We start from the raw sequence: 26185 nt of genomic DNA, 5'->3' as shown, positions 1-26185 counted from the left end.
TTATTATTTATTTAAAATTATTATAAATTAATTATTATTTAAAATTAGTTCTTTGTCAACTATTTCTTTCATTTTTCTGGAAACAATTGTAGCTAAACATTCAATAAATGTAGATTGTGCATTCGGCATATTTGGTCTAAAATACGCAGCATTTAATTCATCCGTCACAACTTTACACTCGTAATCGTTGTCATATAAAACTTCTAAATGCTCTGCCACAAAACCAACTGGGCAATATATGAAAGATTTATATCTATGCTCTTCAAATAAATCTCTCGTTAAATCTTGCACATCCGGTCCAATCCATGGATCAGGTGTATTTCCGGCACTTTGCCAACCAATTGTATAGTTTTGGATGTTTGCAGCTGCTGCGATTAAATCCGCTGTATGCTGCAATTGCTCCACATAAGGATCACCTACTGCAATAATTTTTTCTGGTAAACTATGCGCTGAAAAAATTACGACCGCTTTCTCTTTATCTTCAATTTTTGTAAATGTTTCTTTTATTTGATCTGCCCAATACGAAATAAACTTCGGTTCATCATACCATTGTTTAATTGGTTCAATAACAGGACCACCTATTTCCTCCGAGAGACGAATTGCACGCTCGTTATATGCCTTAATGCTAAAGGTAGAATAATGCGGCGCTAATACGATACTAATCGCTTGCTCAATTCCATCGCACTTCATCTCTTCTACTGCATCTTCTATAAACGGAGCAGTATGTTTTAAGCCTAAGTAACAATTAAATTCATACTCTGTAAACATATTATTCATTGAGTCTGTTAATTTATGCGCTTGCTCTTTCGTAATTTTTGCAAGCGGTGAAATTCCACCAATCGCTTTATAGCGTCCAATTAAATCTTGGAGTGCTTCTTCTGATGGCTTACGCCCATGACGAATATGTGTATAATATGCCTCTACTTCATCTAATGAATCCGGCGTTCCATACGCCATTACGAGTAAACCCATTTTTTTCTTTTTCATCTATATAACACCTCAATTTTATAAAGTGAAACTTTAATCAGTGGGGAGGTTCTTCATCCCCCACTGATTATTAGTTGAACCAATCGGACTTTTATGGGCAGTTGATCCCCCACCTAAATTCTTTTCTTTCGCTGAATTTTGAGGTGGGGGATCAACTGCCCATTAAAGCGGGATAAATGAGAATCTTTTTCAAGAACATTTGTTTCCAATTATAACAACTAATAATAAGTCCGTAAAGATAATTATTCTAAATAAGTATTTTTTCTAATATGATTTTGAATTTTATATGACAATTTATTTAATAAAAAGCGACTTACTTATAAAGTAAGTCGCTTTTCTCCTATTCTTTAATATTTACTCCATATTCTTTAAACCAAACGTGAATTTGTGCTAAATGAGCTAAAAGTTGTGGCCCAGTCATTAATTGACCATACCATGGCGTTTGGAATGCACTGCCGCCTGACTCAATTAATCCACTCAGCTGTTCTTTATCAAATAGCTCGTGTAAAATTGAGCCTTTATCTGTTAATAAATCTTGTATCCATACTGTTACTGCTTTCGTATAGTGCGGATTATGTGTTTTTGGATACGGGCTCTTCTTTCTATATAATATCTCATTTGGAAGTAACCCTTCTAACGCTTTACGCAATAGACCTTTTTCGCGGTTTTTATACATTTTCATTTCCCAAGGAATATTCCACGCATATTCGACAAGACGATGATCCGCAAATGGAACACGTACTTCTAAGCTCGCCCCCATACTCATACGGTCTTTTCTGTCTAATAATGTTGTCATAAACCATACCATATTTAAATAAAATAATTGGCGTCTTTTCGCTTCTAGCGGACTTTCCCCATCTAAAATAGGAACTTCTTGAATCGATTCCTCATAACGTTGTTGCACATATTGTTGTAAATTTAATTTATTTCTCCATTCTTTCTTTAGCAATTGTTCACGCGCTTCTGTAGAACGCATCCACGGAAATGCGCTCGATTGTAAATCATCTTCTCTATAAAACCACGGATAACCACCAAATATTTCATCTGCACATTCCCCAGATAAACCGACGACAAAATCTTGTTTAATTTCGCGGCAAAACCATAATAATGACGAATCGATATCTGCCATACCAGGCAAATCACGAACGAGTACTGCTTCTGTTAAATACTGCGCTAATTGTTCATTTGAAATGACGCAGCGATGATGGATCGTTTGAAACGTCTCCGTCATCAAATGAATAAATGGTGCATCTGAATTTGGCTGAAACGCATTTGCTTTAAAGTATTTGTCATTATCTTCGTAATCAACCGAATACGTGTGTAATTGACCTTTTCCCGATCTTTCGTATTCTTTTGCAGCAATTGCTGTTATAGCGCTTGAATCTACACCGCCTGATAAAAAAGTGCATAATGGTACATCAGAAACGAGCTGCCTTGTAATCGAATCTTGTAATAAAAAGCGTGTTTTTTCTACTGTTTCTTCAAAGGAATCTTCATGCTTTTTACTTTCTACATTCCAATATCTCCATATGCATAAACCGTTCTTTGAAAATGTCATCGCATGACCTGGACGTAATTCTTTTATACCAGCATATATACCGTGACCAGGCGTTCTAGATGGTCCAAGGCCGAATATTTCAGATAATCCTTCTAACGTCACTTCCGCCTTCACATCTGGATGCACCAATATCGCTTTTAACTCTGAACCAAATAGTAATCGCCCACTGTCATATTTATAAAATAGTGGTTTTACCCCTAATCGATCACGCGCAATAAACACTTGTTCTTTCTGTTCATCCCATACAGCAAACGCATATATACCGTTTAAATGATCGACACATTCTTCTTTCCATTCGATATAAGATGCTAACAATACTTCCGTATCAGAGTGACCTTTGAACGTATATCCTCTTCTTAATAGTTCCTTTCGAATATCTTCCGTGTTATAAAGTTCGCCGTTATAGCAAATTGCATAATTTGCTTCATCTTTTAAACAAGTCATCGGCTGTTTACCACCTTCAGGATCAACAACGATTAACCGTTTATGCCCAAATGCGACATTGCCTTTAATCCAAACTTTATTATCATCTGGGCCACGCTTCGCTAACGTCTCAGCCATCTTCGTAACGATGTCCCGTTCTCCTTCTAATGAGCGTTTATAATCCACCCATCCTGTAATCCCGCACATATAAATCATCCTTCCATCTTATTTCTTTTCTTGAACGTACAGTAACCCCACTCTAAAAGTGCGGATCAAAAAAATGACAAACTTGACGATAACCTACTATCCACATATGGAATAGCATTTTCACTCAGTAAAACGTGTTTTATTGTATGCCCGCCTATGTCCGGATGTGTCTAGTTATAAAGAATGCACGAACTGTCTATAACAGAAATAACTACTTTTCATAAAGGAGAAATCGTGTATGATACAACGTAAACATATTTTATATAACCAGCCCCGCGCTCATACAGTCGGTAATGTAGAATATATAAACAATGAATGGGTATTCTTTGATGATGAAAATGAGGAAGCATTTTTATTAGAAGATATTGCCGGTGATGGCTTTGAAATTTTATATAACAACAACTGGCTACCAGCTCGTTTCTATGAACAAGATATATTACAAATCGCCAACGAACAGCACCACTTGCAAAACGGGGAAATGATACGAATTCGAAAAAAATTACTTCTTAGTTATACGGAATGGCTTGAGGAGTTACCTGACTCTGTCTTTGCCTTATTAACAGAGGCATTGCAATCACTTCATTACTCTTTATATGATTGCATGTATTGTCATAATTATTTATCTTTCTTGCCGAAAGAAGAAGCATGCGAAGGAGTAAATATTCTTTTGTTTGATAACGAAGAGATGATTTGTACACTGCAGCATCATTTTGTTCGTCATGCTGCGTCAAATAAAAATATGTTTCGTTTTACGAAAGTAAACGGAGAAGAGTTTCATATTGATGCGACATAAAATAAAAAACCACCTTATCTCCCAAGTTTTTGAGATTATAAGGTGGTTTTATTTTTATTTGAACACGTACCAGTTAATTGGTAATTTCAATCCAAGATAAATTACCGCGACAAGCGAAACAATAAATAAGCCCCAAACCGCCCCTGTTGGTTTGTTTTTGCTCATTTTTACAAGAACCATTTCCATTCCGCCGATAACTAAAATACCAGCTAACATTTTCATGCCGTACCACATGTGCATGCTACCTGTTGCTGTCTTCACAATACTCATGTACAACATGAAGCCTGACACAATAATTAAGATATACATTAGACGAAGCCCCATATGTACACCTTTCCCTTTTCTTCCTGCCGAATAAAGTGAATACGCAACGAAGAATAAAATTAAACCTAACGCCCATGCTGTAATATGCATATGTACCATCGTATCCCTTACCTCCTCTTTTCACACTTTTTCATTCTATATGATAACATGTTCATTTATTTTCAGGAAATGTTTCGCTTTTTTACATTTAAATGATATAATATTTAGAGTATTTACAAACTTCTTGTAATAACAAAAGGGGGAACAATCATGATTCAAACTAAGGATATTATCGAACTTACAGACACATACGGGGCAAATAACTATCACCCACTTCCAATCGTTATTTCTAAAGCAGAAGGCGTTTGGGTAGAAGATCCTGAAGGAAATCGCTATATGGACTTATTAAGTGCATATTCTGCAGTAAACCAAGGTCATCGTCACCCAAAAATTATTAACGCTTTAATTGACCAAGCTAATCGCGTTACGTTAACTTCTCGTGCTTTCCATAGCGATCAATTAGGTCCTTGGTACGAAAAAGTTGCGAAACTAACTAATAAAGAAATGGTACTTCCAATGAATACAGGTGCAGAAGCCGTTGAAACTGCAATTAAAACAGCTCGCCGCTGGGCTTATGATGTGAAGAAAGTAGAAGCAAACCGCGCTGAAATTATCGTTTGTGAAGATAACTTCCACGGCCGTACAATGGGTGCTGTTTCTATGTCTTCAAACGAAGAGTACAAGCGCGGATTCGGTCCAATGCTTCCTGGCATCGTTGTAATTCCTTACGGTGATTTAGAAGCGTTAAAAGCTGCAATTACACCAAATACAGCTGCATTCATTTTAGAGCCAATCCAAGGTGAAGCAGGGATTAACATCCCACCAGCTGGTTTCTTAAAAGAAGCTCTTGAAGTATGTAAAAAAGAAAACGTTTTATTTGTAGCAGATGAAATCCAAACTGGCTTAGGCCGTACTGGTAAAGTATTTGCTTGTGACTGGGACAATGTAACTCCTGACATGTACATACTTGGTAAAGCACTTGGCGGCGGCGTATTCCCAATCTCTTGCGTAGCAGCAAACCGCGACATTTTAGGTGTATTCGAGCCAGGTTCTCACGGTTCTACATTCGGTGGTAACCCACTTGCATGTGCTGTTTCTATCGCAGCTCTTGAAGTGTTAGAAGAAGAAAAATTAACAGAGCGTTCTCTTCAATTAGGTGAAAAATTAGTTGGACAATTAAAAGAGATTGATAACCCAATGATCACTGAAGTTCGCGGTAAAGGTTTATTTATCGGTATCGAATTAAACGAACCAGCTCGTCCTTACTGTGAACAACTAAAAGCAGCTGGACTGTTATGTAAAGAAACACACGAAAATGTAATTCGTATCGCACCACCTCTAGTAATCTCTGAAGAAGATTTAGAGTGGGCATTCCAAAAAATTAAAGCTGTATTATCGTAATAATAGAGAGGTTGTTCTACACGTTAGGACAACCTCTTTCTTTTTATATTGATTTATACTAAAATTAAATTGTAATTTTCTGTATTTTAAAATCACAAAGGAGGTGCGATATGTTATTAAGATATGGCAAACATATTAACTATTTAGCTACATCTTTTCTTTTCGTTACATTCTTTGGCTTCCTACTTTCTGTAACATTGCTTAGTCACTACTCAACTCCCACTACATTCACACTACTGAAAGCATCATTTTGGACTACTGTTATTCTTACTATTATTGGTTTTGGACGAGAAAAAAGCGCACTTACGGTTATACTATTTGGCATTTGTACACTTGCAGTCATTGGTCTTTACACTTTTTCCGTTATCGATTACCTCTATCACCCAAGACCATAGAAAAGAGCTATCTTTTCATAAGATAGCTCTTTTCTTCACTTCACTACATTTCGCAAAGTACCAATTCCTTCTACTGTAACGACCACTTCATCACCCGCATGCAAAAACTTCGGTGGCGTGAAACCTTTGCCAACACCAGCTGGCGTTCCTGTTGCGATAATATCTCCTGGTTCTAACGTCATTCCTTTACTTATCGTTGAAATGATTTCTTCTATTGAAAAAATCATTTTATTTGTATTTGAAGTTTGCCTTACTTCCCCATTTACTATCGTTTCAATGTGTAACGCATTTGGCGCACTAATCATCGATTTATGAATTAAATACGGTCCCATCGGACAAAATGTATCGAAACTTTTTCCAAGGAAAAATTGTTTATGCTTCCTTTGAATGTCGCGAGCAGTTATATCATTTATAATGGTATAACCAAAAACATGCTCAAGCGCTTTTTCTTTTTTTATTTGTTTCCCTCGCTTACCAATGACAATAGCTAGTTCTCCTTCATAGTCTAATTCATTCGTTGCGTGGGGATGACTATTAATTTTTTCATCCATTCCAATAACTGTCGTTGGCGCTTTCGTAAAGATCATTATATTTTCTGGAATTGACTCTACTCCGCCCATTTCTATCGCATGTTCACGATAGTTTTTTCCAACGCACAAAATATTCTTTCTCGGCCTTGGAATCGGTGCTAATATTTTCACCTCAGTTAACGGATAATACGCCGCCCCTTCATTTTCCTTCGCCCAATTTACAATATCACATATTTTTTCAAAACATTCGGTTCCTCTTTCAATACACTCTAACATTGTAATGGGGATTGTAACCTTTTCTCCCTTTTGCCTTTGCGCTTCTCTTAAGTGCAATACCTTTTCTTCCTCTTCATCCACAATACCTACAAATACCTTTTCTTCTTTTTTCGCCGTTACCAAACGCAATATTTCCACTCTCCATCCTAAAACTCATACCTTTTAATTGTATTCGCATCCGTAAGAAAAAAACCTTCTCATACACGCTAATTTTTACAATATTCTTCTCATACCCTATTCGTTACTTCTTTATCATTTGGCATAAAATGTAGAAATTTTACTTTTTTTAGCGAATGCATTTCTTTTTTATGAAGTTTTTGTATAATATGTACTACATATATACAAAAAATTTCATTTAGAGATGGAGCCGATTTCAATGTTTGAGCAAGCGATTGAAAAAAAACGTGAAAAAATGATTTATTTTGCTGAACGCTACGGAATGACTTCTCAAAAAACAGTGGATTGTAGCCAAGAACTGGACAGGCTCTTAAATGTAATTTGGCATGTACATACGGATGTTCACCCTAACCAAACACTCGATACCCACACGCAATAACGTGTGTGTTTCTTTTATTTCAAAAAAACACACATTTTATTGAAAACGCCCATACAATAATAGAAAAGAAAATTTTAAAAACGAAAGGTGTTTTGTATGCCAGCTATGGTCGGACATATTCGTATCGTTAATATTGGATCAAGTGGTATTTTTCATATTGGAGATGTATTTGCGATTAGGCCTATTAGTTATTCACGCGCTTTCGCGGGAGCCGGCTCTTTTAACGTTGGAGATAACGTTTCTGTCTACAATTATCAAAGTGCAACGACTGTTAATGATTCAGATGTCGTTGATCAAGCGATAATTGGTTCAACTTAAAGGGGGCGATTGTATTGAATTTTTATGTAAACCAAAGCATCATCATTAACAGTATTAAAATTGATAGCATTACAACCTCTTCTGTATTCCAAATTGGTACTGCCGGAAGTATTAAAGCCCTATCTAAATTCTCAAATACTGGCGGATTTACAGAACCCCTTCGCCCATTACAGGCAAAAGGACAAATTATTTCTATCAAACCATCAACTAGTTCTTCTTAAGACATCCTTGTCATAAATATATAGTAGGAATATATTTACCCTCCCTATTGAAAAGGAGGTTTCACAAATGAATCAAGATATATATACTTACTTACACCAACTTCAACAAGCTCTTCAAGCACAACAAGCGACCATTCTTAACTTAGAAGATCAAGTTCGTCAATTACAAGAAGAGCTTAATGAATTAAAAAGTCGCCCCTCCTCTTCTATAGGAAAAGTGGAATATAAATTCGATCAATTAAAAGTAGAAAATTTAAATGGCACTTTAAATATTGGATTAAATCCATTTTCAACAAAAGGACAACAAATTGAGGATTTTCAAGTTGACACGGAAACTTTGAAGGTCAATCCTGAAACAGATACAAACCCAGACTTTTACCAAGGTATCCTTCAGGAAATGCATCGTTACTTAGATGAAGAAGCATATAATCGAATTCTCCATTTTGAACAAGAAGAGAGAACGCCGCTCGATGAAATGTATCGACAAATGATGGTTGACGACATAAAGAAACAGATGGAGCATAGACTTCCTTATTATTTATCACAAGCACAATCACATGAAGGGATTTCAACAGATCCAGATTATTTACGAGATATCATTATTCAAGCTATGAAACATGATATCGACAAAGCCTTCCTCTCTTTTATTCAACACATACCGGGCAATTTCCGAAAGGAGTAAGTATGTATGAACCTTAACGTTGTAAACCGCGAGTTCAAAGTCGGACAGATTAAAATGAACGGTGTATCGTCGTCCGCACTCTTTTTAATTGGGGATGCAAATTTCCTCATTCTATCTTCTATTCTTGATACGCCGTTTGAAACTGTTACAGAGGGTCCATTTGTGCCATTAGTAACAGATGTCCCTCCTACTCCAGGTTAAGGAGACTGAGAAATTATGTTACATCACGTGTCTATTGTCCAAAATGTTTCTATTGTTTCGTTAGGGATTGCTGCCGTATTTCAAGTTGGGGATGCAAATCAAATGGAATTAAAAAGTAGAGCTCTTGCCGTTCACCGGGAATTCCCTTGTTATATAAAAGACGAAGGTCGCTTAGATGCATTTGAAATCTTTACAGATGAATACATTACAATCCCGAAACGAACGACAGATGTAAAATTAAACATTATAAATGAGTGTCCTTTTATTGAAGTGAATAACGTTGAATTGCGCACACTTTTAAACTCTGGTGGATTTCAAATTGGAAATGTTGATTATGTTTTTAATAACTCTCGTATTATGCAAATTCGCCAATATATTACAGATGAACCTTCCGCACAATAATTCATATAGTAATTACAAAGTTTAGTAAAGTAGGTGGATGGTATGCCTTCTGTTGTTGGAAATCTCGTCGTGCAAAACAGTAATGGTTCTTTCAATTTAGGGGATTTTTATAATGTGTCTCCGAAAGAGAATACGAAAGCGTATAACGGATCCGGAGCTTCCAATGTCGGGTTTGTCGTGAATACGTTTAACGGTGTTAGTGCAACAAATACGTTTGATTCTGATGTGGCCGATCAAGATCAGATTGGAACAGCGTAAAAAAAGTAGGAGAATATCTCCTACTTTTTCTTTTATTTAAATGATAACCCGCTCTCCTCCAAAGCCTTTCTAAGCTTTGGCATAGACGTAGGTCCCATACCATGCAGTTTTAAAATTTCTTTTTCACTATACTTTGAGAGTTCTTCTATCGTTTGAATTCCATGATGCTCTAGCGCGTTTCGTGCTGGTGATGAAAGAAGTGAAAGAAACCCTGTTTTAGGTTTCTTTTCTTTCTCACAAGCTGGGCAAGTTGGACAATCGCTACTTTTATAATATTCATGTCCTTTTTCACACGTTCTTAACGTTTTTTCCGTTTTCATTTTCAAGTCCCTCTATTCTTCAATTTTTACAACATGGTTGCCATCAAAGAAGTATAAACATTTCTCTTTCACAGGGTGTTGTAAGCTTTTCTCGAGCGCTTTTGCATATAACGAAAGTTGTACTTTATATCGCTCTTCTAAAATTGGTTTCGCTTGATCAAATCCACCTGGGAATTTTCCTGCAATCGTATCCGTTTTAAAGTCGATTAACGTAATACCGTCTTCCTCTTCGATCATGCAGTCAATAACCCCTTGGACAAGAATGGATTCCCCGCTCTTCCCTTGCCAATCTTGATATGCTTCTTCTGCTGCAAGCATCATCGTAAATGGTACTTCACGCTCAACACTTTTCGCCGCTAATACCCTTTTACCTAGGTCACTATCAAAGAATGAAATTACTTTTTCAATCGCAATTTCTTCCGCCTGCTCGAATGTTAATAATTCTTTATTTACCATTCCAGCAATTTGCTCCCGAATCACTTCTTCTGTAATCGGCTTCTTCAAATCAACATGCTGCATAACGGCATGTACTGCTGTTCCGCGCTCTGCATATGTTAATCCCTTTTTCTCCATAAAACGAGGACGTGTTTGAATTGGTGCACGTAATTTTTTAATAAAGGCATTATCGCTACCTTCTTCAGATTGATAATTTCTCTTTATTTCTGTAACAGATTGCTTCGCACGATGAGATGTCGCTTCCTCATATCCGTACTTCCACATTAATCTATCGTACACCTCTTCTTTCCGTTCACTTTGCAGGGGAACGGCCTTTTTCTCACGAAGTGCTTCTAACAATTCTTGTTTCTCTTCTTGAACCGGTTCTGGCGCGAGTAACGTGTTACCGTCAACAACTTCTACTTTCCAGCTAGTGTCATACCCATAAATTTCATCTGGAACACTTCCTTGTCCTAATTCAAGAAGTATTTCACTATCACGGTGCCTATATAATGAAGGTGCAATCCAGTCTAAGTAGCAGGACGCTCCGGCACGTATGTGATCTGGTAATAACCATTCACTATACTCCCTCGCATCAAGCCATTTTTCCATTTCTTTATTTGCATCCTTAACTGTTCCAATTAAAATTAACTTCTCTTTTGCACGTGTTAACGCTACGTATAATACGCGCATTTCTTCCGCAATTAATTCCATTTTCATTTTACGCTTAATCGCAAGTTGCGATAATGTCGTATATTTAATTCGTTTACGTGGATCAATAAATTGTGAACCGAAACCGAAGTCTTTATGCAGTAAGAAACGTTTCATTAAGTCTTGTGTATTAAAGCGACGACCTAGTCCAGCTACAAATACGACTGGGAACTCAAGTCCTTTACTTTTATGAATTGTCATAATGCGAACGACATCTTCTTGTTCACCTAAAGCTCTCGCCGTACCCATATCATCACCGCGTTCTAAAATACGCTCAATAAAGCGTAAGAAGCGGAATAATCCTCTAAACGACGTTGCTTCATATTGTCTTGCGCGGTCATATAGTACGCGCAAGTTTGCTTGTCTTTGCTTTCCAGCTGGTAAACCACCGACAAAGTCGTAATAACCTGTCTCACCGTACACTTTCCAAATTAAATCAGAAAGTGACTGTTGGCGCGCAAATTCACGCCATCCTTGTAGTAAGTTATAGAACCACTCTAATTTATCATGTAGTTCTTTTTCTTCTTCAAGCGGTGCTCCTTTTAAGAATGAGCTCATCACTTCATAAAACGAGCCTTTCTTCCCGTGAGCACGAAGCGTTGCAAGTTCTTCATCATTTAATCCAACGATTGGAGAACGAAGTACTGCTGCAAGCGGAATATCTTGCATCGGATTATCAATAACGCGGAATACGTTCATCATAATATTTACTTCTGTCGCTTCAAAGTAACCAGTCGCAAGATCAGCGTATACTGGAATTCCTTGCAATTTTAACTCTTCCATAATTTGCGGTGCCCACGGCATGGAGCGAAGTAAAATAACGAAGTCACGGTATTGTACAGGGCGCATACTATCCGTTTTACGATCATACACTTCATAACCTGAATCAACCATCGCTTTAATGCGCTGCGCCATAAGACGTGCTTCAAGCTGTGCTTTTTCTACTTCCGCACCTTCTTCACCATCTCTTACTTCTTCTTCTGTTTGCTGAATGCACAATAGTTCAGCTGCTACATCTTCACCTTCTGGATAGCTAGCACCTAGCTTTAATTCAGCGTCAGCATCGTAATCGATTTCTCCAACTTCTTCGCCCATAATTTGTTTAAAAATAAAGTTCGTACCCGCTAACACTTCATGACGACTACGGAAGTTTTTCGCTAAGTCAATTTTCATTCCGCCGCCTAATCCTTCTTGTGTGAAACGTTTATACTTTCCTAAGAATAATCCTGGTTCTGCTAGTCGGAAACGATAAATCGACTGCTTCACGTCACCAACCATGAATAAGTTTCCTTCACTCTCAGAATCTTTCGTTACGAATTTAATAATTGATTCTTGTACGAAGTTCGTATCTTGATATTCATCGACTAATACTTCAGCAAATTTATTACGATATTGAAGTGCTACAGCTGACGGCTTCATTTCACCATCTTCACTTTGCTCACTTAAAATTTGTAAACAGAAATGCTCTAAATCTGTGAAATCGACCATGCCTTTATCTCGCTTCATCGCTTGGAAACGCTCTGTAAATACTTTTACAAGTTGAACGAGCTTTTCTAATACAGGATGCATATCTTGAAAATCTCGTAAGAAACTTTCAGGTTTGCGACTAAATAGCTCTTCTTGTAATTTCTTCACTTCATCTTTCGCTTTATTACGAAGAGAGTCTACTTGTTTCACAACATCCTCGTTATAATCGCTTTTCTTAATGCGCTTTAACGTTTGCCACGATACGTTTTGCATCGCTTCATACACGCTTGTCCACGATTCACGAGCAGCTGATGATAACGTTCCAAGTAAGGCTAAATCTGCTTGCAGCGTTTCAACGCGAGGCGCTGGACCGTCAGGAAGCATTGCGAGTTCCGTCGCTTTACGAATATGCTGCTCCGCTGTTTCAAGCTGGAATCTTACATCTTCTAATAAATAAGAAGCATACACTAAATCTTCAATTGTCTTTCCTTCTACGTCATATGCTTCTACTAATTTATCGAGCCATTTTTCCGGATTTGGATGCGCTCTTGATTCTGTATGAAGCGCTAAAATCATACGTTGTAAATCATCGTCACTACGGTCACTCGTATAACGATCAACGAGTTCAAAGAATATCGTATTATCTTCTATTCCATACTCTTCTTCTAATATGTCATCTAACACTTCTTCTTTTAACAATTCATTTTCGGTTTGATTCGCAATGCGGAAACGAGGATCAACATCAAGCATGTAATAGTATCCTCTAATAACTTGTAAACAAAATGAATGGATCGTTGAAATGGAAGCTTTATTTAATAAGCTCAGCTGCTTTCGGATGTGCTGAGAGCCAGGCTCATCAATTAATACTTTTTCTAATGCTTCCCCAATTCTGTTTTTCATCTCTTGCGCCGCTGCATTCGTAAATGTTACAACGAGCAGGCGGTCGACATCGACTGGATTCTCTTCATTAATAATCTTTTTAATAATACGTTCAACTAATACTGCTGTTTTCCCTGATCCTGCTGCAGCCGCAACTAAAATATCACGCCCGTTCGCTACAACGGCTTTCCACTGGTCATCTGTCCACTGACTACCTTCTGGTTTTTTAGGCCAATTTTCTATCATTCTCCGCCAACCTCCTCTCTAATTTTCTCCATCGCTTCGCTATCTTTCATATCTTTTAGCGTACGGAATTGGTTATCTTCAAGTGATTCATCGAACTGACAAACCGATTTGAAGTTACAGAACGTACACGCCGCTTTATTTCCTTTTTTGTAAGGGGCAATATCGATCACACCTTCTGTAATGTCTTTTCCGATATTTTCAAACGTATGGTGTACATATTTTTGCAGGACGTTAAACTCTTGTTCACTTGCAATACTTGAACGCGCACTAAAGCTACCGTCTTTTTTCAGACCAGCAGAAATAATATCAGAGCTTCCTGTTGAAAGTTTATTATCCATTAAACGAACAACGTCAGCATCTCCTAATACGAGACCTTTCATTTTGAATTTCTTTAAAATTTCCTTTTCAATTTCTGCTTCAGATGCGTCACCTTTCACCTCAACAATTGGGTTATGAATGTGGAAATACAATACACCCGCTGGTGATGCTGTACCGCCTTTTTTCATCCACGTATGCGCATTTGAAGTAACAACATCTAAATACGTTAACATTTGAAGTGCCAATCCGTAATACACTTCCGTTAAGTCTAACGCTTTTGAGCTTGATTTATAGTCAATAATACGTAGGAATGTTCCATTTTCATCTTCTGCCTTATCAACACGGTCAATACGGCCAACTACTTCCATCTTTACACCATTAGGTAACGAGAATTCCATTGGCGGAAGTGATCCTGTACCGCCCATACCAAATGGCACTTCTAAATCAACTGGTACGAAACCGCTAGACTTCGCATGTTCACGAAGAATGATTGACGTACGGAAAATGATTTGTTGTAGTTTTTGTTTTAAATAGAAATGACGGTTTGAACTTAATAAAATTTGTCTTTGTAATAACGGTGCAATCTCTTCTATTACTACAGCAGAAAGATGCTCACACTCTTTTATTGATAAATCCGCCCAAGTACGATTTTCACGTAATAGCCTGTCCGCAATTCTCTTCAGTGCTGCATGGAATAGTTCCCCAATATCTGGCGCATCAAGTTTGAAAATATCACGCTCTCTTAACGATAAACCGTGCTGCGCAAAATGAGCGTACGCACAACGATTAAATAATTCCATACGAGAAACGCTTCCTTTTATTTTGTCTCCGTATAAATCTCTACTTACAGCTGTACTTAGCTTTTGCGCACGATTTCGGTAGAATAAGCTTGATAATACGCGGCTACTTTTTTGCTTCCATTCATCTGAAGTAACGTAGAAATTATATACATCCCACCAAAAGTCTAAGTTGCCTTCAAATCCATATCGCTTCCACGTTTGAAGTTGCTGCATAACATATGACAACGTTACTTCTGGTGTTGCTACATATGAAATTTGTTCCGAACGTGATAAATCATTTACGTCGTTCGTAATAAATGTATCTTTCACATCAGGGAACATTCTTTTTATTTTCTTAATAAAGCTAGAAGCAAGTAACGTCTTTCCTTCCTCATCTGCAAGCGGGCATGAAATGTATAATTTCTCAGTTGCTCTCGTTACCATTTGGTACATAACAAACTGTTCTTCTAATAAAGTCTGTCTCGTCGTTGGTGCGAGTTCAATACCTGCAGCGCTAAGAACATCTCTTTCTTCATCAGAAAGCATACCTTCATCCATCGGTGCTGCTGGAATCACACCTTCATTCACTCCAATGACGAATGTTGCTTTCACATTTGATAATCTAGAACGATCAATATTCGCAATTAACACTTGGTCTAATGACGGCGGAATGTTTGCGAATTGAAGCGCCTCAAGACCTGTCGACATAACGTCTGTGAACATAGAAAGTGACATTTTTTCTTCGCCAAGCATCTCAACAAACGTATCAAGAAGACTCATAACTTCTTCCCATACTTGTTCATGATCTGTCGCAAATAAGAAATCTCCGCTCTCTTCTGCACGAATACGTAATGCTTCTAATTTTTTCGGAACGTCCAGCTCTTCTAAAAATAAGTAAACAGCTTCGCACATTTGCATAACTGTTCCCGCACGCTTCAGTCTTTTTTGCATACGAATAACTGGCGTTCTTACAACGTCACGCAATCGATTTATTTTCTCTTCCATTTCACGTTCACTGTCTGTAATCATCCCGTTTGTATCGTCAAGAGAACGATAGCGGCGATACATCCACGGATCCTCAGAAGTCCATCTCTTCCCTTGTACACCGTACGCTAAACAGTAGTTTTCAAACTCATCCATCTCTTCACGCATCGTTTCTTTTCTTACGTCTAATGGATATAAAAGTTCTGTTTTCACGCAGCGAAATACTGCATCATAACGCCAATTCCCACTAATAATCTCGAGTGCAGAACGAATGCATTCTACTAGCGGATGATGTGACATCGGGCGTTTTTCATCGATGAAGTGCGGGATATTATAATCTGTAAATAGCGTCCGCATTACATCGTAATAACTTTCTCCGTTACGAAGAAGAACTGCAATATCTCGGTAACGATAGTCTTCATCTGCCACAAGTCTACGAATTTCACGAGCAACGCCTTCTACTTCAGCTCGTAAATTCGCGGCTGTATGAATCGTTACACTTGCTTCCCCGTTAAATTTCTCATTCGGACGCGCTTCATAATGAGCTTCTAAATGCGCTAATGCTGGAGAATGAAAACGCGGTTGTTCCATAAGCGGAATCGTTTTTTCAATTTCTATTTTCTCTTCACGCGCTACTTGTTTTATTTTTTCATACGTTAACGTCGTTTCATAAAATAAATCTAGTTCATTTACTGGCTGCGCTAACGTTTTTTCATCTATCGTTAATGTAATTGTCACTCTCGCACCGCAAATCATAAGCTGTCTTACAATTTCTAGTTCTTGCGGTGAAAACGAATGGAAGCCATCTATATAAATTTCAGCTCCCTTTACATATTCAGACTGCGGAAGCTTTTCCACTAGCAATTGCAGATAGTCTTCTGAATCTAAGTACTTTCCGATTAAAGCACGTTCAAAATCATCATATAATAACTGTAAATCATACACTTTATTCGCTAATAGCTTTTGTTCAGCACTGCTACTATGTGCATCTAATTGTTGCCACATTTCATATACGTTTGATGGCGTCACGTTATATCGTTTAAACTCCGCAATCATACTGCCAAGATGTTCAAAGAAACCATTTTGCTCCGCTGCTTTTTGGAATACCGATAATCCATCTTTACGAGACTCTACAATTTTACGAAGTAACATATGTACGCCCGCTTCATCAATGTGAAGACGACTCGCTCCGCCAACTTCTTGCAATACTTTCCACGCTAATCGTGAAAAACTAAAAACTTGTGCCCGAATAGAACCTCTAACATCCTCACTACCAATTAACGCCTGCTGCGTTTGGAATGTCATCTGTTCTGGCACAAGATATAATATTGTTTCCCCTCTTGGACGCTGCTTTAACTCTTCTTGCACTTCGTGTAAACAAAGTGTACTTTTTCCACTTCCCGCTCTACCAATCACAAATCGAAGTGACATGTAACCCCACCTTTCACTTACATAACGAACGTTAGTTTGCTACTATAATTGTATTATAGGACACGAAAAAAGACAAACGGAGTAGTTTGTCTTTTTCTATACTTCCACCTATTATATCAACCTTTTGAAAAATTCGTTTGCACCTCTTGAATTGGCCAATATCGTAAATCAACTTTACCGACAACTGTATCAGCTTTTACAAAACCAAAATGTCTACTATCCCAGCTCCCGAGGCGGTTATCACCTACTACAAAAATATATCCAGGTGGCACCGTTTTTTCCTTCGTTAACTCTTCTAGCGTAAAGTCACCTGTTAGTTGTCGTCCATGTATCTCTTTCTTATATTTCTCTAGATAAGGTTCATCCACGAATTGTCCGTTTATATATAGTTTATCATGCTTATATTCAATATGATCCCCAGGTAAACCGATAATTCGTTTTACGTAGTCCTCTTTTTTGTTCGCATGAAATACAACAACATCAAACCTATTCAAGTCCCCCACTTGATAACTCACCTTATTTACAACGAGCATATTGCCATCTTGCAATGTCGGCATCATTGACTTCCCCTCTACAACATACGTTGAAAAGAAAAACGTTCGAAAAAATACAGCTAATAATACACCAATTAAAATTGTTCGTATCCACTCTATGCCTTCTTTTTTCAAAGTTTTCTTCATCCGCTTCTCCCCTTATCCTTTAATAATGAAGCTTTCCTTTACAAAGAAGACTATTCTTAATGCAGTTCTAACTTTACTTCAATTTTCTTACCGACATACCATAAAATAAAAATACCAATCGCTACAATGACTGATTTCACCGGATTATGAATAAATGACATTAAATCATGACCGATATACGTTAAAATAAAAATCATCACAAGCTTTCCGAACGCGAGCGCAAGGCCAAACTGTTTTACACTAATGCGTGATAGACCAGCGACAACATTTATAAGCGCAGACGGTGTAAACGGAAAACAAAAGATGACGAAAATCGGCGCGAATCCTTTCCTTTCAATCCATCCCATTGCCTTCCGTACTCTCTCATGCTTATTTACAAAAGAAAAGAAACGACTGCGGCCAAAATGGCGGATAATGAAAAAGACAAGTAAAGCACCCATTACTGATCCAAGCCAAGAATAAAGAAAACCAAGCCAAAATCCAAATGCAACAGCATTCGCCAATACAAATACGATGAGTGGCAATGCTGGAATCAACGCTTCTATCATCGGTAAACCAATACCAAGCAGTGGTCCGAATGCTTTATAACTTTCAACAATATGATCCATATTTTCTGGTGAAAAATACTCTTTGATTGTCTGAAAATCCATTCTACACTTTACCCCTTTACTCTAGTACTACCTCTACTGTATCATCGCTTATATGAAAGAGGAAATGGTAGATACGACATATGGAGATGTAATTATTAAGTTTCCATATCCTTCATTAGAATTCCTTCATTATTATGCTATGATAATCTATCAATATTCGACAATATGTAGAAAGAAATACTATATAGTGGCACTCAATATTTTTCAAAAACAACTTTGTTGTGCATAATGAGGTTTTTATCTCAACAATACACCTACCTTTTTATTAATTAAAATAATATGAAAACAAACTTTACACTCTAATTTTGTATTCTCTCCAATTACTAAAGAACCAGTAGTTTTATAATTTAGGAAGTAAAAATAATAAAAAGGACTACTTCAAAAGTATAATTTTGAAGTAGTCCTTTTGGAATTTCAATTTAATTTTAATAAATAACGTTTAATGATTCTTTTTATCTTTAAGAAAAAGAATTACAGAAATTATTACTAGAACAATAACTATGGTATCTAAAACATATGATACCGTTGTACTTAAACTTATTAATTCCACACTCATAATCCCTGCATACAAGCTTACAAATATCATTAATAAATCGTATGTCTTTTTTAATTTTAAGTAACGAATTACAAAAAATACTGAAAAACTAAAGAAGAAAATCGTACTGATAATAGTCATATTTCACTCCTATATCATTATTCAAAACAAGCAGAATAAATACTTCCTAAAGCAAAGAACTCTAGCAACGCTTGTTTAGCTTCTGGTCCCGCTGCACTTGCTGCTTTTTTCACTGCAGAAGTTGCAGCTGCTTTTTTACTTTGTCCACTAGCTCTAGCAGCATTATATGCTGGAATCAATTTATTCACAAATGTTTTTGCCCCACCTAGCGCTTGTAATGCACTTTTAATTTTTGTAAGCTTAGTAATTGAGAATACATTAGAAAGCACTGCAATCCCGACAGCTGAAACACAACCTGCTACCCCATATGCTACAGCTTCATCATTTTCGACAGCATCCATAACTTGGAATAAACCATCATAATTATTTTCCGCCATCCACTGATTTACAGAATCACTACCTTCTGCTAATACACTGTCAGGAATTGATTCAATAACACTTAACACCTTAAATGCTTTGTCCATTTCAGCCTTCTCTTCTAATGAATAAGTTGGTGGATTAATTTCTGCCGCACTTACAGAAGTTGTATTTGCTAGACTTCCACCAAAAATTGCAGCTGACAGCATTAACGCTGTACCTTTAAATAGTTTCTTTTTCATCACAATTCCCCCTATTAAACTGACATAACGTCGTTTTTAATATGCACCAAGTTACTTTATCTTGGTTTCTATACATAACTATATTAAAAACAATGTAAGTTTCATACGAAGAGTTTATTGTCTTTTTCCGAAATACGGTTTTCGGAACAGGCAAATTTACTTTTCTGCATCATAATAAAGGAAAGTAAATTTGTAGGAAAACAAGAAATGAAGTGATTGAAGGTTATTTTAACAAACTAAATTTTTGATATTTTATTACATATATTACAAATTAATTTTAGATAATATCCCAAGAGATTTTGCTTTCTCTACAGCCTCTACTCTAGAAGATACTCTTAACTTATTAAATAATTCCGTTAACGTATATTCTATAGAACGTTGGCTTAAATTCAACGTTAGTGCAATATTTTTATTAGTCATTCCTTGCTGTACAAAAATTAAAATCTCTCGCTCTCTTTGAGTTAAAGTAATAGGAAGTTCATTTGTTTTTTCAGATTGTAACAATGATTTTGCTGAAAACTGCTGAATTCGCAATTGCCTAAATAAGCCTAATGGAATAACCACTTCTTTTCGTTTAGCGCAACGAATCGTAGTTATCATCTGTTCTTTAGATGCAGTCTTACTGATAATTCCAGAAATATTATTTTCTAGAAGTAGATTAAAATGCGGCTCTATGTCAAAACCTGTATAAATTATTATAGCAGCATCCGGATCATGCTTTAAAATCCCCTTTGTAACTTCCAATCCATTTAAATTAGGCATAAATAAATCCACTAAATAAACATCATATTTTTTTTTAGTAATACAACTTAAATATTCAGCACTGTCAAACAAAACATCTGCACAAATATCTTCTGTTTCTATGAGTGCCTTTGTTCCCATTCCAATAGCCATATGGTCATCTATAATAAGAACCTCTATCATTTCCATCCTCCTATTAACAATTTTTTGCAAATCACATATAGTCTTTAATTAAATTTAATATCTATCTCTAATCCTTGACCTATATTCGAGTTTATTTTTATTTCTCCATTTAAGCTTTTTACCCTAGTAACAACCCCTGATATTCCCATGGTTGTATAGGATTCAGTTATTGCACTTGTTTTCATTCCGATACCGTCATCTTTATATACAAGATAAATCGATTCCGCTTCCTCGAACACATATAGATATACAACAGAAGCTTGCGAATGCTTTAATGCGTTATTTAACAACTCTTGTATAATTCTATATATAGCATTTTCATACTCTAAATTTCTCATATTAAACTTTTCTTGAATGTCATAATTCAAATGAAAATCCGCCTCGAAACTTATCTTTTTAAACAATCGCTGAAGTGATTGTTGTAAACCTAACTCCTTTAGAAATGGAGGTCTTAAATTGTTGCATGTTTCTCGAACAATATATATTTGATCCATTAATTCCTCTTTGATTTCATCTAATACTTCTACTACTTTTTCATCTACAAATAATTCTTTATATCCTTCCATTTTTCGATACAAACGTAACTGATCTTGTAAAACGCCATCGTGAATATCCCGAGACAAATCCCCTCGCTCCTTTTCACTTATCATTACAGATAAACGAGCAAATCGATTGACATACTCTTTTTCTGAATTTTCACGAGATATTTCATCCATAAAGTCTTCTAACTTTTTGGCGGCTTCAAATTGCAAATGGATATAATTTGAAATTGTTTCCAACCATAAAATTTCGTCAATACTTAAACTCTCTCTATCACAAATTAATACTACTTTACTTGCATTTAAATCTGAAACCACAACGATAAAATATCCTTCTATCCATATCACGGATCCTACTGTGAATTCGCACCACTTTACTTTTTTTAATACCTCATAATTTAGCGATACTTTTCCCTCAATAGGTTCTATCTCCTGGTTGGCATTATTAATTTGTAGAAAAATTATTTCCTTTATCGCTAATACGTCTATAAACTCTCGTTTAATTACTTTTATTAAATCAGATTGTTTGTACTCACTTTTCATTTGATGAAGAAATCTATTTAAACTATTTGAATAAATTTTCTTATGATCATATAAGACCTTACGAAACTTAAAATCTAAATAGTCTTTAAAATAATAACTCACAATAATAAAAATAAAAGTAACAATATTTACTTGAATAAAATCTAATACATTTTCCAACTCAAACTTCTTATCAAAAACAATTATTTCCATTATCAATATTAATCCTGAAACAATCAATGATATCAATAAGTAATATTTAAATCTACTAATGATAAAATTCACATCAAATAAATCCCTTGAAATCAATAAATAAAAAAAATAAGTTGGGATGAATAAGAAAAAGATTATAGATATTTCAAATTCTATTAATTCTTTCCCTAAAAATAAGCTGGGAATAACAAAAAAGAATATAAACGGTATTAAAGAAATCAAAAAACTAATAATAATAGCTTTAATAAACTCCAATTTTACATTTTGTTTATTCCGAAAAATAAAGCGCACTAAGAGAAACATTATAGTAAATAACAATATTAAAAAGGTAATTCCGTTTATTAATGAACCTAATCTATTATAAAAAAATCGCAGTGCATTCGTTGATATTAATAGAACAATTACAGTTTTTCGCAGAAAATTAAGGGTTTTAGCATTGATAATCCTCTTATTCCTATTGTTAAAATACGCATTTAAAAATAATAGGAATAATACTAGGGAGTAATTGAAGCTACTTGACATAACAATCATACCTAATACATCCATTCTCCCATAGGCAATCGAGCTAATATATGTCAGGCTAAACAATGTAAGGAATTGTAACAAGTAGTTAGACCGATCATTATTTTTTCTACCGTTATAAATTATTATAAATAGACAACTACTAATAAATATTAAGTAATATAACAACGGCATAAACAAATGATATGTAAATTGTTTATCACCCTTTTCATACATTACATTATATTTCCTTTCAGTTTCACCTTGTTGAACATGAATAGTTTGTACCTTTTCTACTCTAGAAAACATGTTTACAGATGAATTGAATTCCGGGGGTTCTCTATCTAAATTCTTTATAATATCTCCCCTCTTAATTCCTTGTTTTGCAGCCCATTTATCATCATCCAAATCTACTATTTGATAATTTCCATCTATCTTCTCTACTTCAATTCCCAGCATTGGATATTTAACAATAATAGTCGAAAAATAAACTACCAACAAAAAAGAAATAAGTATAAAATTTATTTCTTTTTTATAACTATGGATATTTTTCATCAAAACCCTCCCAGAATAAGAAATCTTGCGAGTATACAACAAAAAAAGGAGTTATCTATATAACTCCTTTTCAGAACTGCATTTGTTTATGGCCATAACATATTACGCAGTGTAGGCAGCGCCACTACTAATACAACAAAGCTAGAAGTCATATACTTGAAATATAAATTATAATTAACTTTTTTCATAATTAATACCCACTTTCTATTTTTTAATTCTATAATTTGAAATCGATATAATCTCTTTTAATATTATATTATAAATATATATATATTCTCCCGAAAAATATATGCGTCTTTCCGAAATTCTTTTTTCGGAAAGACGCATATATTAAAAGACCCCACACTACATTTCAAACTACTTCTAAAATCCCTTTTTACACATCCTCTTCCCTAACAAAATACACTTTCTCATAAGCTGGTCTTAATGTCGATTCATCCCTTTGATCAATTTCTTTAAAACAAGGGTTTCCTTGTTTTTTTCTACGATCTTCATATTCAGTACGCAATTTCGCTGTACGATTTTGTTGATTTTCAAAACTACTTTTTGATATTTCTAATTTCACAGCAAAGCCATTTATAAATCTAACAATAACATTTCCATCTTTTGACTCTTTATTACTTTCAATATAAAAATGAGACAACCAAGCGCACTCTTTTCTAGAGTAAGAATAAGTAGGGAAAAAATAAAGTTGATCTGTTGGACTAATCGCAATGGGTGCTTTATGTGTAATATGGGTTAACTCTTTCGTTCCTTCTTTTCTGCCTAAGAAACTAGAGCCATGCTTGCGGCAACTTCTTTCTATAATATCTAGAGGCTTTTGAAATACGAAAAAAGAATCTTCCATCTCAACAACTCGTGTAACGATTTTCTTTTCACTTAGAATAACAGGAAGTAAGGCCATTGTATTTTTATTTACCACATAGTTTTCAACATAACGTTCTACTTTACTTTCCATATTCTACTGTCTCCTTTTTTCCATTTATATTAGCAGCTGCATCTATAATTTTAGCATCTATGAAAAGGAAGTGGCTTACAGATTCCGCTTTTTTACAATACTTTATCATTTATCAAACACTCTTTAAATTATAAAATAATTATATAGTGATTTTACAATAAAAATCCTATATAAAATGTATTTATATTACCTATAAATATTTACAACCGCTTCCTCATTTCGCATCATTACGACAATTAACTTTGCTATAATTAAAATGAAAATCCAATATATGGAGGTCCGCTATGGAAGAAAAAGAAATACAACCAACAATTCACATGAAAAATAACAACATCGTAATCGTGAAAAACTCAGCTAGCATTATATTCGCTTTATTTTTCATTCTATTATTTTTTGCAAAGCCTTTTCGTAAATCGAAATGCTCTGAATACCCCTAGTAAGGAGCAAGAACAAATGTTAGAAACATCGTCTCAAGACGAACAAAATTCTAACAACAATGCTAACAAAAAAGATGTTACTCAAGGTCTATCTGGAAAAGATTTCCCTATTTCAACAGAGAATACAAATTTATAATTATTTACTATCATACGCAGCAAATGCTCTTGCTGAACTAATTCTTCTACAGAAACTAATACGCATTCCAGATAATTTTTCACCCGTTGTAACATAGAAAAAGAGATTTAGATATAAAAACAGGCTCTGGGAAAACTTTCTCCACAACCTAAAAAAAGGATGGCATTAGCCATCCTTTTTTCCATCATCAACTATAAAATTATAGTTTGATTACGTTTTTAGCTTGAGGTCCACGGTTACCTTCTTCGATTTCGAAGCTAACTTTTTGACCTTCTTCTAGAGATTTGAAACCTTCAGTTTCGATTGCAGAGAAGTGTACGAATACGTCGTTTTCGCCTGGAACTTCGATGAAACCGAAGCCTTTTTCGTTGTTAAACCATTTTACTTGTCCTGTTACTGCCATGATTATTTCCTCCTAAGAAAATACATTTTTTAAAATTTTTAGTTTTCCTATCTAAAAAAAGAATCCACACATTATCAAATACGAAACATAAACTAGTTCTCACATACTTTTTCTCGTTCGTTTTCAGCACTTGATAATATATGGATTGCTTAATTTAACTATTCAACTGATATTATCATAGCACATTAAAATAAAATGTACAATCTTTTTTGAAAATAACTGACACATTAAATCACGTATGCAATTATCAATATCTTATTTGAATAAAAATAAACAAGTCTTTCGAATGCCACTATATTCCTTTTTCTAAGTGTTAAAATGTAATCTAACAGTACTTACTGGAGGGGATGAAATGTCAAACTACACAAACGAAGAAAAGCTTACAGGGGGAAACGTCTCAAACGTATATCGTTCTAAAAATACTGTTCGGCGAGAATTGAAGCCAGACAGTGTAAAAATTCATAAGTTATTACAGCATTTAGAAAACAAAGGTTTTCATTACGCACCAAAGTTTTTAGGTATAGATGAGAAAAATAGAGAGATTTTATCTTTTATTGAAGGAGATGCTGGAAATTATCCTTTAAAAGAATATATGCGATCTAATGATGTGTTAAAAGAAATAGCACAGATGCTTCGCCTTTATCATGATGCTGTAAGTGACTTTCCGTTATTAGATGATTGGAAACCTATGGACCATACCCCAAATAATATTGAGGTTTTATGCCACAATGATTTTGCTATATATAACATTATTTTTAATAACGAGAAACCTGTAGGTATTATTGATTTCGATGTTGCTGCTCCTGGACCAAGAATTTGGGATATCGCTTATACACTGTATACTTGTGTGCCTTTAAGTAGAGTGTATTATACAGAATCAGGCGAGGCAATTCATTATGAATCGGCACAACATGCTGACCGTATGAAAGAAAGAATAAAATTATTCGTCCAGTCCTACGGTAAAAGTATGGATGAAGATTACTTAGGTATGGTACTACTACGTCTAGAAGCATTATGTACATATATGAAAAGAAAAGCAAACGAAGGCGACATAAATTTCCAAAGAATGATTGACGAAGGACATTTAGAGCATTATGAAAAAGATATGAAGTTTATTCGTGATCATGGAGCTGAGTGGATTTGATCATATTGTCTTTTTTGTCGGTAAGTCGATATCCTTTGTCGAATCGTTGATAAATTTTAAGTTATGATAGATATGTCGAAAAAAATCGTTTATATAACTTCATTCAC

The 26185-nt window shown here is 35.4% G+C and carries 26 protein-coding genes; 12 read left to right on the top strand and 14 right to left on the bottom strand.

Annotated features, from left to right (window positions below):
- Positions 1-27 precede the first annotated feature (27 nt).
- Positions 28-987 carry a ferrochelatase gene (gene hemH, locus MR070_RS22640; protein WP_242262044.1) on the bottom strand — a complete coding sequence of 320 codons (960 nt, stop codon included), beginning with the start codon at positions 985-987 and terminating at the stop codon, positions 28-30.
- Between the two features lie 340 nt (positions 988-1327).
- On the bottom strand, positions 1328-3175 hold the full coding sequence (asnB, locus tag MR070_RS22635) for an asparagine synthase (glutamine-hydrolyzing) (RefSeq protein WP_000333961.1): 1848 nt from the start codon (positions 3173-3175) through the stop codon (positions 1328-1330).
- Between the two features lie 238 nt (positions 3176-3413).
- Here asnB and MR070_RS22630 point away from each other — a divergent pair, with 238 nt between their 5' ends.
- Entirely contained in the window at positions 3414-3968 is a 555-nt protein-coding gene (locus MR070_RS22630) for a DUF2777 domain-containing protein (RefSeq protein WP_139896071.1), read from the top strand.
- 54 nt (positions 3969-4022) lie between these two features.
- On the opposite strand, the gene MR070_RS22625 is transcribed toward MR070_RS22630, so the two are convergent.
- Entirely contained in the window at positions 4023-4391 is a 369-nt protein-coding gene (locus tag MR070_RS22625; protein ID WP_000233504.1) for a YisL family protein, read from the bottom strand.
- Positions 4392-4541: 150 nt separating this feature from the next.
- On the opposite strand from MR070_RS22625, the gene rocD reads away from it, so the two are divergent.
- Positions 4542-5732, top strand: coding sequence for an ornithine aminotransferase (gene rocD, locus MR070_RS22620; protein WP_071708946.1), 1191 nt, complete (start codon positions 4542-4544; stop codon positions 5730-5732).
- A gap of 110 nt (positions 5733-5842) precedes the next feature.
- The gene (locus tag MR070_RS22615; protein ID WP_000926867.1) at positions 5843-6127 is read left to right on the top strand and encodes a hypothetical protein; all 285 of its coding nucleotides are present in this window, start codon (positions 5843-5845) and stop codon (positions 6125-6127) included.
- Between the two features lie 35 nt (positions 6128-6162).
- Here MR070_RS22615 and MR070_RS22610 read toward each other — a convergent pair whose 3' ends face one another.
- On the bottom strand, positions 6163-7062 hold the full coding sequence (locus MR070_RS22610) for a fumarylacetoacetate hydrolase family protein (protein WP_044792701.1): 900 nt from the start codon (positions 7060-7062) through the stop codon (positions 6163-6165).
- 247 nt (positions 7063-7309) lie between these two features.
- Between MR070_RS22610 and MR070_RS22605 the strand changes: the two genes are divergently transcribed.
- From MR070_RS22605 to gerPF, 7 genes are all read left to right on the top strand, one after another.
- Positions 7310-7489: an aspartyl-phosphate phosphatase Spo0E family protein gene (locus MR070_RS22605; RefSeq protein WP_000462851.1), complete on the top strand. Its 180-nt coding sequence runs from the start codon at positions 7310-7312 to the stop codon at positions 7487-7489.
- Between the two features lie 96 nt (positions 7490-7585).
- Positions 7586-7807 (top strand): spore germination protein GerPA, encoded by a 222-nt coding sequence (gene gerPA / locus MR070_RS22600; protein ID WP_001111188.1) that lies wholly within the window; start codon positions 7586-7588, stop codon positions 7805-7807.
- Between the two features lie 14 nt (positions 7808-7821).
- Positions 7822-8028 (top strand): spore germination protein GerPB, encoded by a 207-nt coding sequence (gene gerPB / locus MR070_RS22595; RefSeq protein ID WP_001012508.1) that lies wholly within the window; start codon positions 7822-7824, stop codon positions 8026-8028.
- A gap of 67 nt (positions 8029-8095) precedes the next feature.
- A complete protein-coding gene (gene gerPC, locus MR070_RS22590) occupies positions 8096-8710 on the top strand; it encodes a spore germination protein GerPC (protein WP_001070747.1) in 615 nt (204 codons plus the stop codon).
- A 6-nt stretch (positions 8711-8716) separates the two neighbouring features.
- A complete protein-coding gene (gerPD, locus tag MR070_RS22585) occupies positions 8717-8911 on the top strand; it encodes a spore germination protein GerPD (RefSeq protein WP_001052802.1) in 195 nt (64 codons plus the stop codon).
- Positions 8912-8926: 15 nt separating this feature from the next.
- Complete coding sequence (locus tag MR070_RS22580) at positions 8927-9313, top strand: spore germination protein GerPE (RefSeq protein WP_000902334.1); 387 nt, start codon at positions 8927-8929, stop codon at positions 9311-9313.
- A gap of 42 nt (positions 9314-9355) precedes the next feature.
- Positions 9356-9571, top strand: a complete 216-nt coding sequence (gene gerPF / locus MR070_RS22575; RefSeq protein ID WP_001141566.1) for a spore germination protein GerPF — start codon at positions 9356-9358, stop codon at positions 9569-9571.
- 32 nt (positions 9572-9603) lie between these two features.
- On the opposite strand, the gene MR070_RS22570 is transcribed toward gerPF, so the two are convergent.
- The 9 genes from MR070_RS22570 to MR070_RS22530 form a co-directional block, all read right to left on the bottom strand.
- The gene (locus MR070_RS22570; protein WP_000845836.1) at positions 9604-9891 is read right to left on the bottom strand and encodes an RNA polymerase alpha subunit C-terminal domain-containing protein; all 288 of its coding nucleotides are present in this window, start codon (positions 9889-9891) and stop codon (positions 9604-9606) included.
- A 12-nt stretch (positions 9892-9903) separates the two neighbouring features.
- A complete protein-coding gene (gene addA / locus MR070_RS22565) occupies positions 9904-13629 on the bottom strand; it encodes a helicase-exonuclease AddAB subunit AddA (RefSeq protein WP_242262043.1) in 3726 nt (1241 codons plus the stop codon).
- Positions 13626-17141, bottom strand: a complete 3516-nt coding sequence (addB, locus tag MR070_RS22560; RefSeq protein ID WP_138322325.1) for a helicase-exonuclease AddAB subunit AddB — start codon at positions 17139-17141, stop codon at positions 13626-13628. The genes addA and addB overlap by 4 nt, the downstream gene beginning before the upstream one ends.
- A gap of 116 nt (positions 17142-17257) precedes the next feature.
- Positions 17258-17821, bottom strand: coding sequence for a signal peptidase I (lepB, locus tag MR070_RS22555; RefSeq protein WP_000751898.1), 564 nt, complete (start codon positions 17819-17821; stop codon positions 17258-17260).
- A gap of 56 nt (positions 17822-17877) precedes the next feature.
- Complete coding sequence (locus MR070_RS22550) at positions 17878-18471, bottom strand: TVP38/TMEM64 family protein (protein ID WP_000347517.1); 594 nt, start codon at positions 18469-18471, stop codon at positions 17878-17880.
- A gap of 693 nt (positions 18472-19164) precedes the next feature.
- Entirely contained in the window at positions 19165-19746 is a 582-nt protein-coding gene (locus tag MR070_RS22545) for a hypothetical protein (RefSeq protein WP_000727685.1), read from the bottom strand.
- A 264-nt stretch (positions 19747-20010) separates the two neighbouring features.
- Positions 20011-20670 (bottom strand): response regulator transcription factor, encoded by a 660-nt coding sequence (locus tag MR070_RS22540; protein ID WP_000573660.1) that lies wholly within the window; start codon positions 20668-20670, stop codon positions 20011-20013.
- A 44-nt stretch (positions 20671-20714) separates the two neighbouring features.
- The gene (locus MR070_RS22535) at positions 20715-23000 is read right to left on the bottom strand and encodes a sensor histidine kinase (RefSeq protein WP_242262042.1); all 2286 of its coding nucleotides are present in this window, start codon (positions 22998-23000) and stop codon (positions 20715-20717) included.
- Positions 23001-23376: 376 nt separating this feature from the next.
- The gene (locus MR070_RS22530) at positions 23377-23958 is read right to left on the bottom strand and encodes a competence protein ComK (protein ID WP_000444425.1); all 582 of its coding nucleotides are present in this window, start codon (positions 23956-23958) and stop codon (positions 23377-23379) included.
- A gap of 393 nt (positions 23959-24351) precedes the next feature.
- Here MR070_RS22530 and MR070_RS22525 point away from each other — a divergent pair, with 393 nt between their 5' ends.
- The gene (locus MR070_RS22525) at positions 24352-24531 is read left to right on the top strand and encodes a hypothetical protein (RefSeq protein ID WP_041184083.1); all 180 of its coding nucleotides are present in this window, start codon (positions 24352-24354) and stop codon (positions 24529-24531) included.
- A gap of 199 nt (positions 24532-24730) precedes the next feature.
- Here MR070_RS22525 and cspA read toward each other — a convergent pair whose 3' ends face one another.
- Positions 24731-24934 (bottom strand): RNA chaperone/antiterminator CspA, encoded by a 204-nt coding sequence (gene cspA / locus MR070_RS22520; RefSeq protein WP_000301522.1) that lies wholly within the window; start codon positions 24932-24934, stop codon positions 24731-24733.
- 352 nt (positions 24935-25286) lie between these two features.
- Here cspA and MR070_RS22515 point away from each other — a divergent pair, with 352 nt between their 5' ends.
- Entirely contained in the window at positions 25287-26078 is a 792-nt protein-coding gene (locus tag MR070_RS22515; protein WP_242262041.1) for a phosphotransferase, read from the top strand.
- Positions 26079-26185: the final 107 nt, after the last annotated feature.

It is taken from the genome of Bacillus cereus group sp. BfR-BA-01453, from assembly GCF_022662915.1.
Taxonomy (GTDB): Bacteria; Bacillota; Bacilli; order Bacillales; family Bacillaceae_G; genus Bacillus_A; species Bacillus_A paranthracis.
The sequence above is the reverse complement of the archived record's forward strand: the minus strand, read 5'-3'. Positions and strand labels throughout refer to the sequence as shown.

Coding starts and splice junctions, on each gene's coding strand:
- MR070_RS22630 (WP_139896071.1), top strand. CDS start 3,414: ATGATACAACGTAAACATATTTTATATAACCAGCCCCGCGCTCATACA.
- MR070_RS22530 (WP_000444425.1), bottom strand. CDS start 23,958: ATGGAAAGTAAAGTAGAACGTTATGTTGAAAACTATGTGGTAAATAAA.
- MR070_RS22605 (WP_000462851.1), top strand. CDS start 7,310: ATGTTTGAGCAAGCGATTGAAAAAAAACGTGAAAAAATGATTTATTTT.
- MR070_RS22515 (WP_242262041.1), top strand. CDS start 25,287: ATGTCAAACTACACAAACGAAGAAAAGCTTACAGGGGGAAACGTCTCA.
- hemH (WP_242262044.1), bottom strand. CDS start 987: ATGAAAAAGAAAAAAATGGGTTTACTCGTAATGGCGTATGGAACGCCG.
- gerPA (WP_001111188.1), top strand. CDS start 7,586: ATGCCAGCTATGGTCGGACATATTCGTATCGTTAATATTGGATCAAGT.
- MR070_RS22580 (WP_000902334.1), top strand. CDS start 8,927: ATGTTACATCACGTGTCTATTGTCCAAAATGTTTCTATTGTTTCGTTA.
- addA (WP_242262043.1), bottom strand. CDS start 13,629: ATGATAGAAAATTGGCCTAAAAAACCAGAAGGTAGTCAGTGGACAGAT.
- gerPF (WP_001141566.1), top strand. CDS start 9,356: ATGCCTTCTGTTGTTGGAAATCTCGTCGTGCAAAACAGTAATGGTTCT.
- MR070_RS22545 (WP_000727685.1), bottom strand. CDS start 19,746: ATGAAAAAGAAACTATTTAAAGGTACAGCGTTAATGCTGTCAGCTGCA.
- MR070_RS22625 (WP_000233504.1), bottom strand. CDS start 4,391: ATGGTACATATGCATATTACAGCATGGGCGTTAGGTTTAATTTTATTC.
- MR070_RS22550 (WP_000347517.1), bottom strand. CDS start 18,471: ATGGATTTTCAGACAATCAAAGAGTATTTTTCACCAGAAAATATGGAT.
- MR070_RS22540 (WP_000573660.1), bottom strand. CDS start 20,670: ATGATAGAGGTTCTTATTATAGATGACCATATGGCTATTGGAATGGGA.
- MR070_RS22615 (WP_000926867.1), top strand. CDS start 5,843: ATGTTATTAAGATATGGCAAACATATTAACTATTTAGCTACATCTTTT.
- gerPC (WP_001070747.1), top strand. CDS start 8,096: ATGAATCAAGATATATATACTTACTTACACCAACTTCAACAAGCTCTT.
- gerPD (WP_001052802.1), top strand. CDS start 8,717: ATGAACCTTAACGTTGTAAACCGCGAGTTCAAAGTCGGACAGATTAAA.
- MR070_RS22570 (WP_000845836.1), bottom strand. CDS start 9,891: ATGAAAACGGAAAAAACGTTAAGAACGTGTGAAAAAGGACATGAATAT.
- cspA (WP_000301522.1), bottom strand. CDS start 24,934: ATGGCAGTAACAGGACAAGTAAAATGGTTTAACAACGAAAAAGGCTTC.
- addB (WP_138322325.1), bottom strand. CDS start 17,141: ATGTCACTTCGATTTGTGATTGGTAGAGCGGGAAGTGGAAAAAGTACA.
- rocD (WP_071708946.1), top strand. CDS start 4,542: ATGATTCAAACTAAGGATATTATCGAACTTACAGACACATACGGGGCA.
- lepB (WP_000751898.1), bottom strand. CDS start 17,821: ATGAAGAAAACTTTGAAAAAAGAAGGCATAGAGTGGATACGAACAATT.
- asnB (WP_000333961.1), bottom strand. CDS start 3,175: ATGTGCGGGATTACAGGATGGGTGGATTATAAACGCTCATTAGAAGGA.
- MR070_RS22535 (WP_242262042.1), bottom strand. CDS start 23,000: ATGAAAAATATCCATAGTTATAAAAAAGAAATAAATTTTATACTTATT.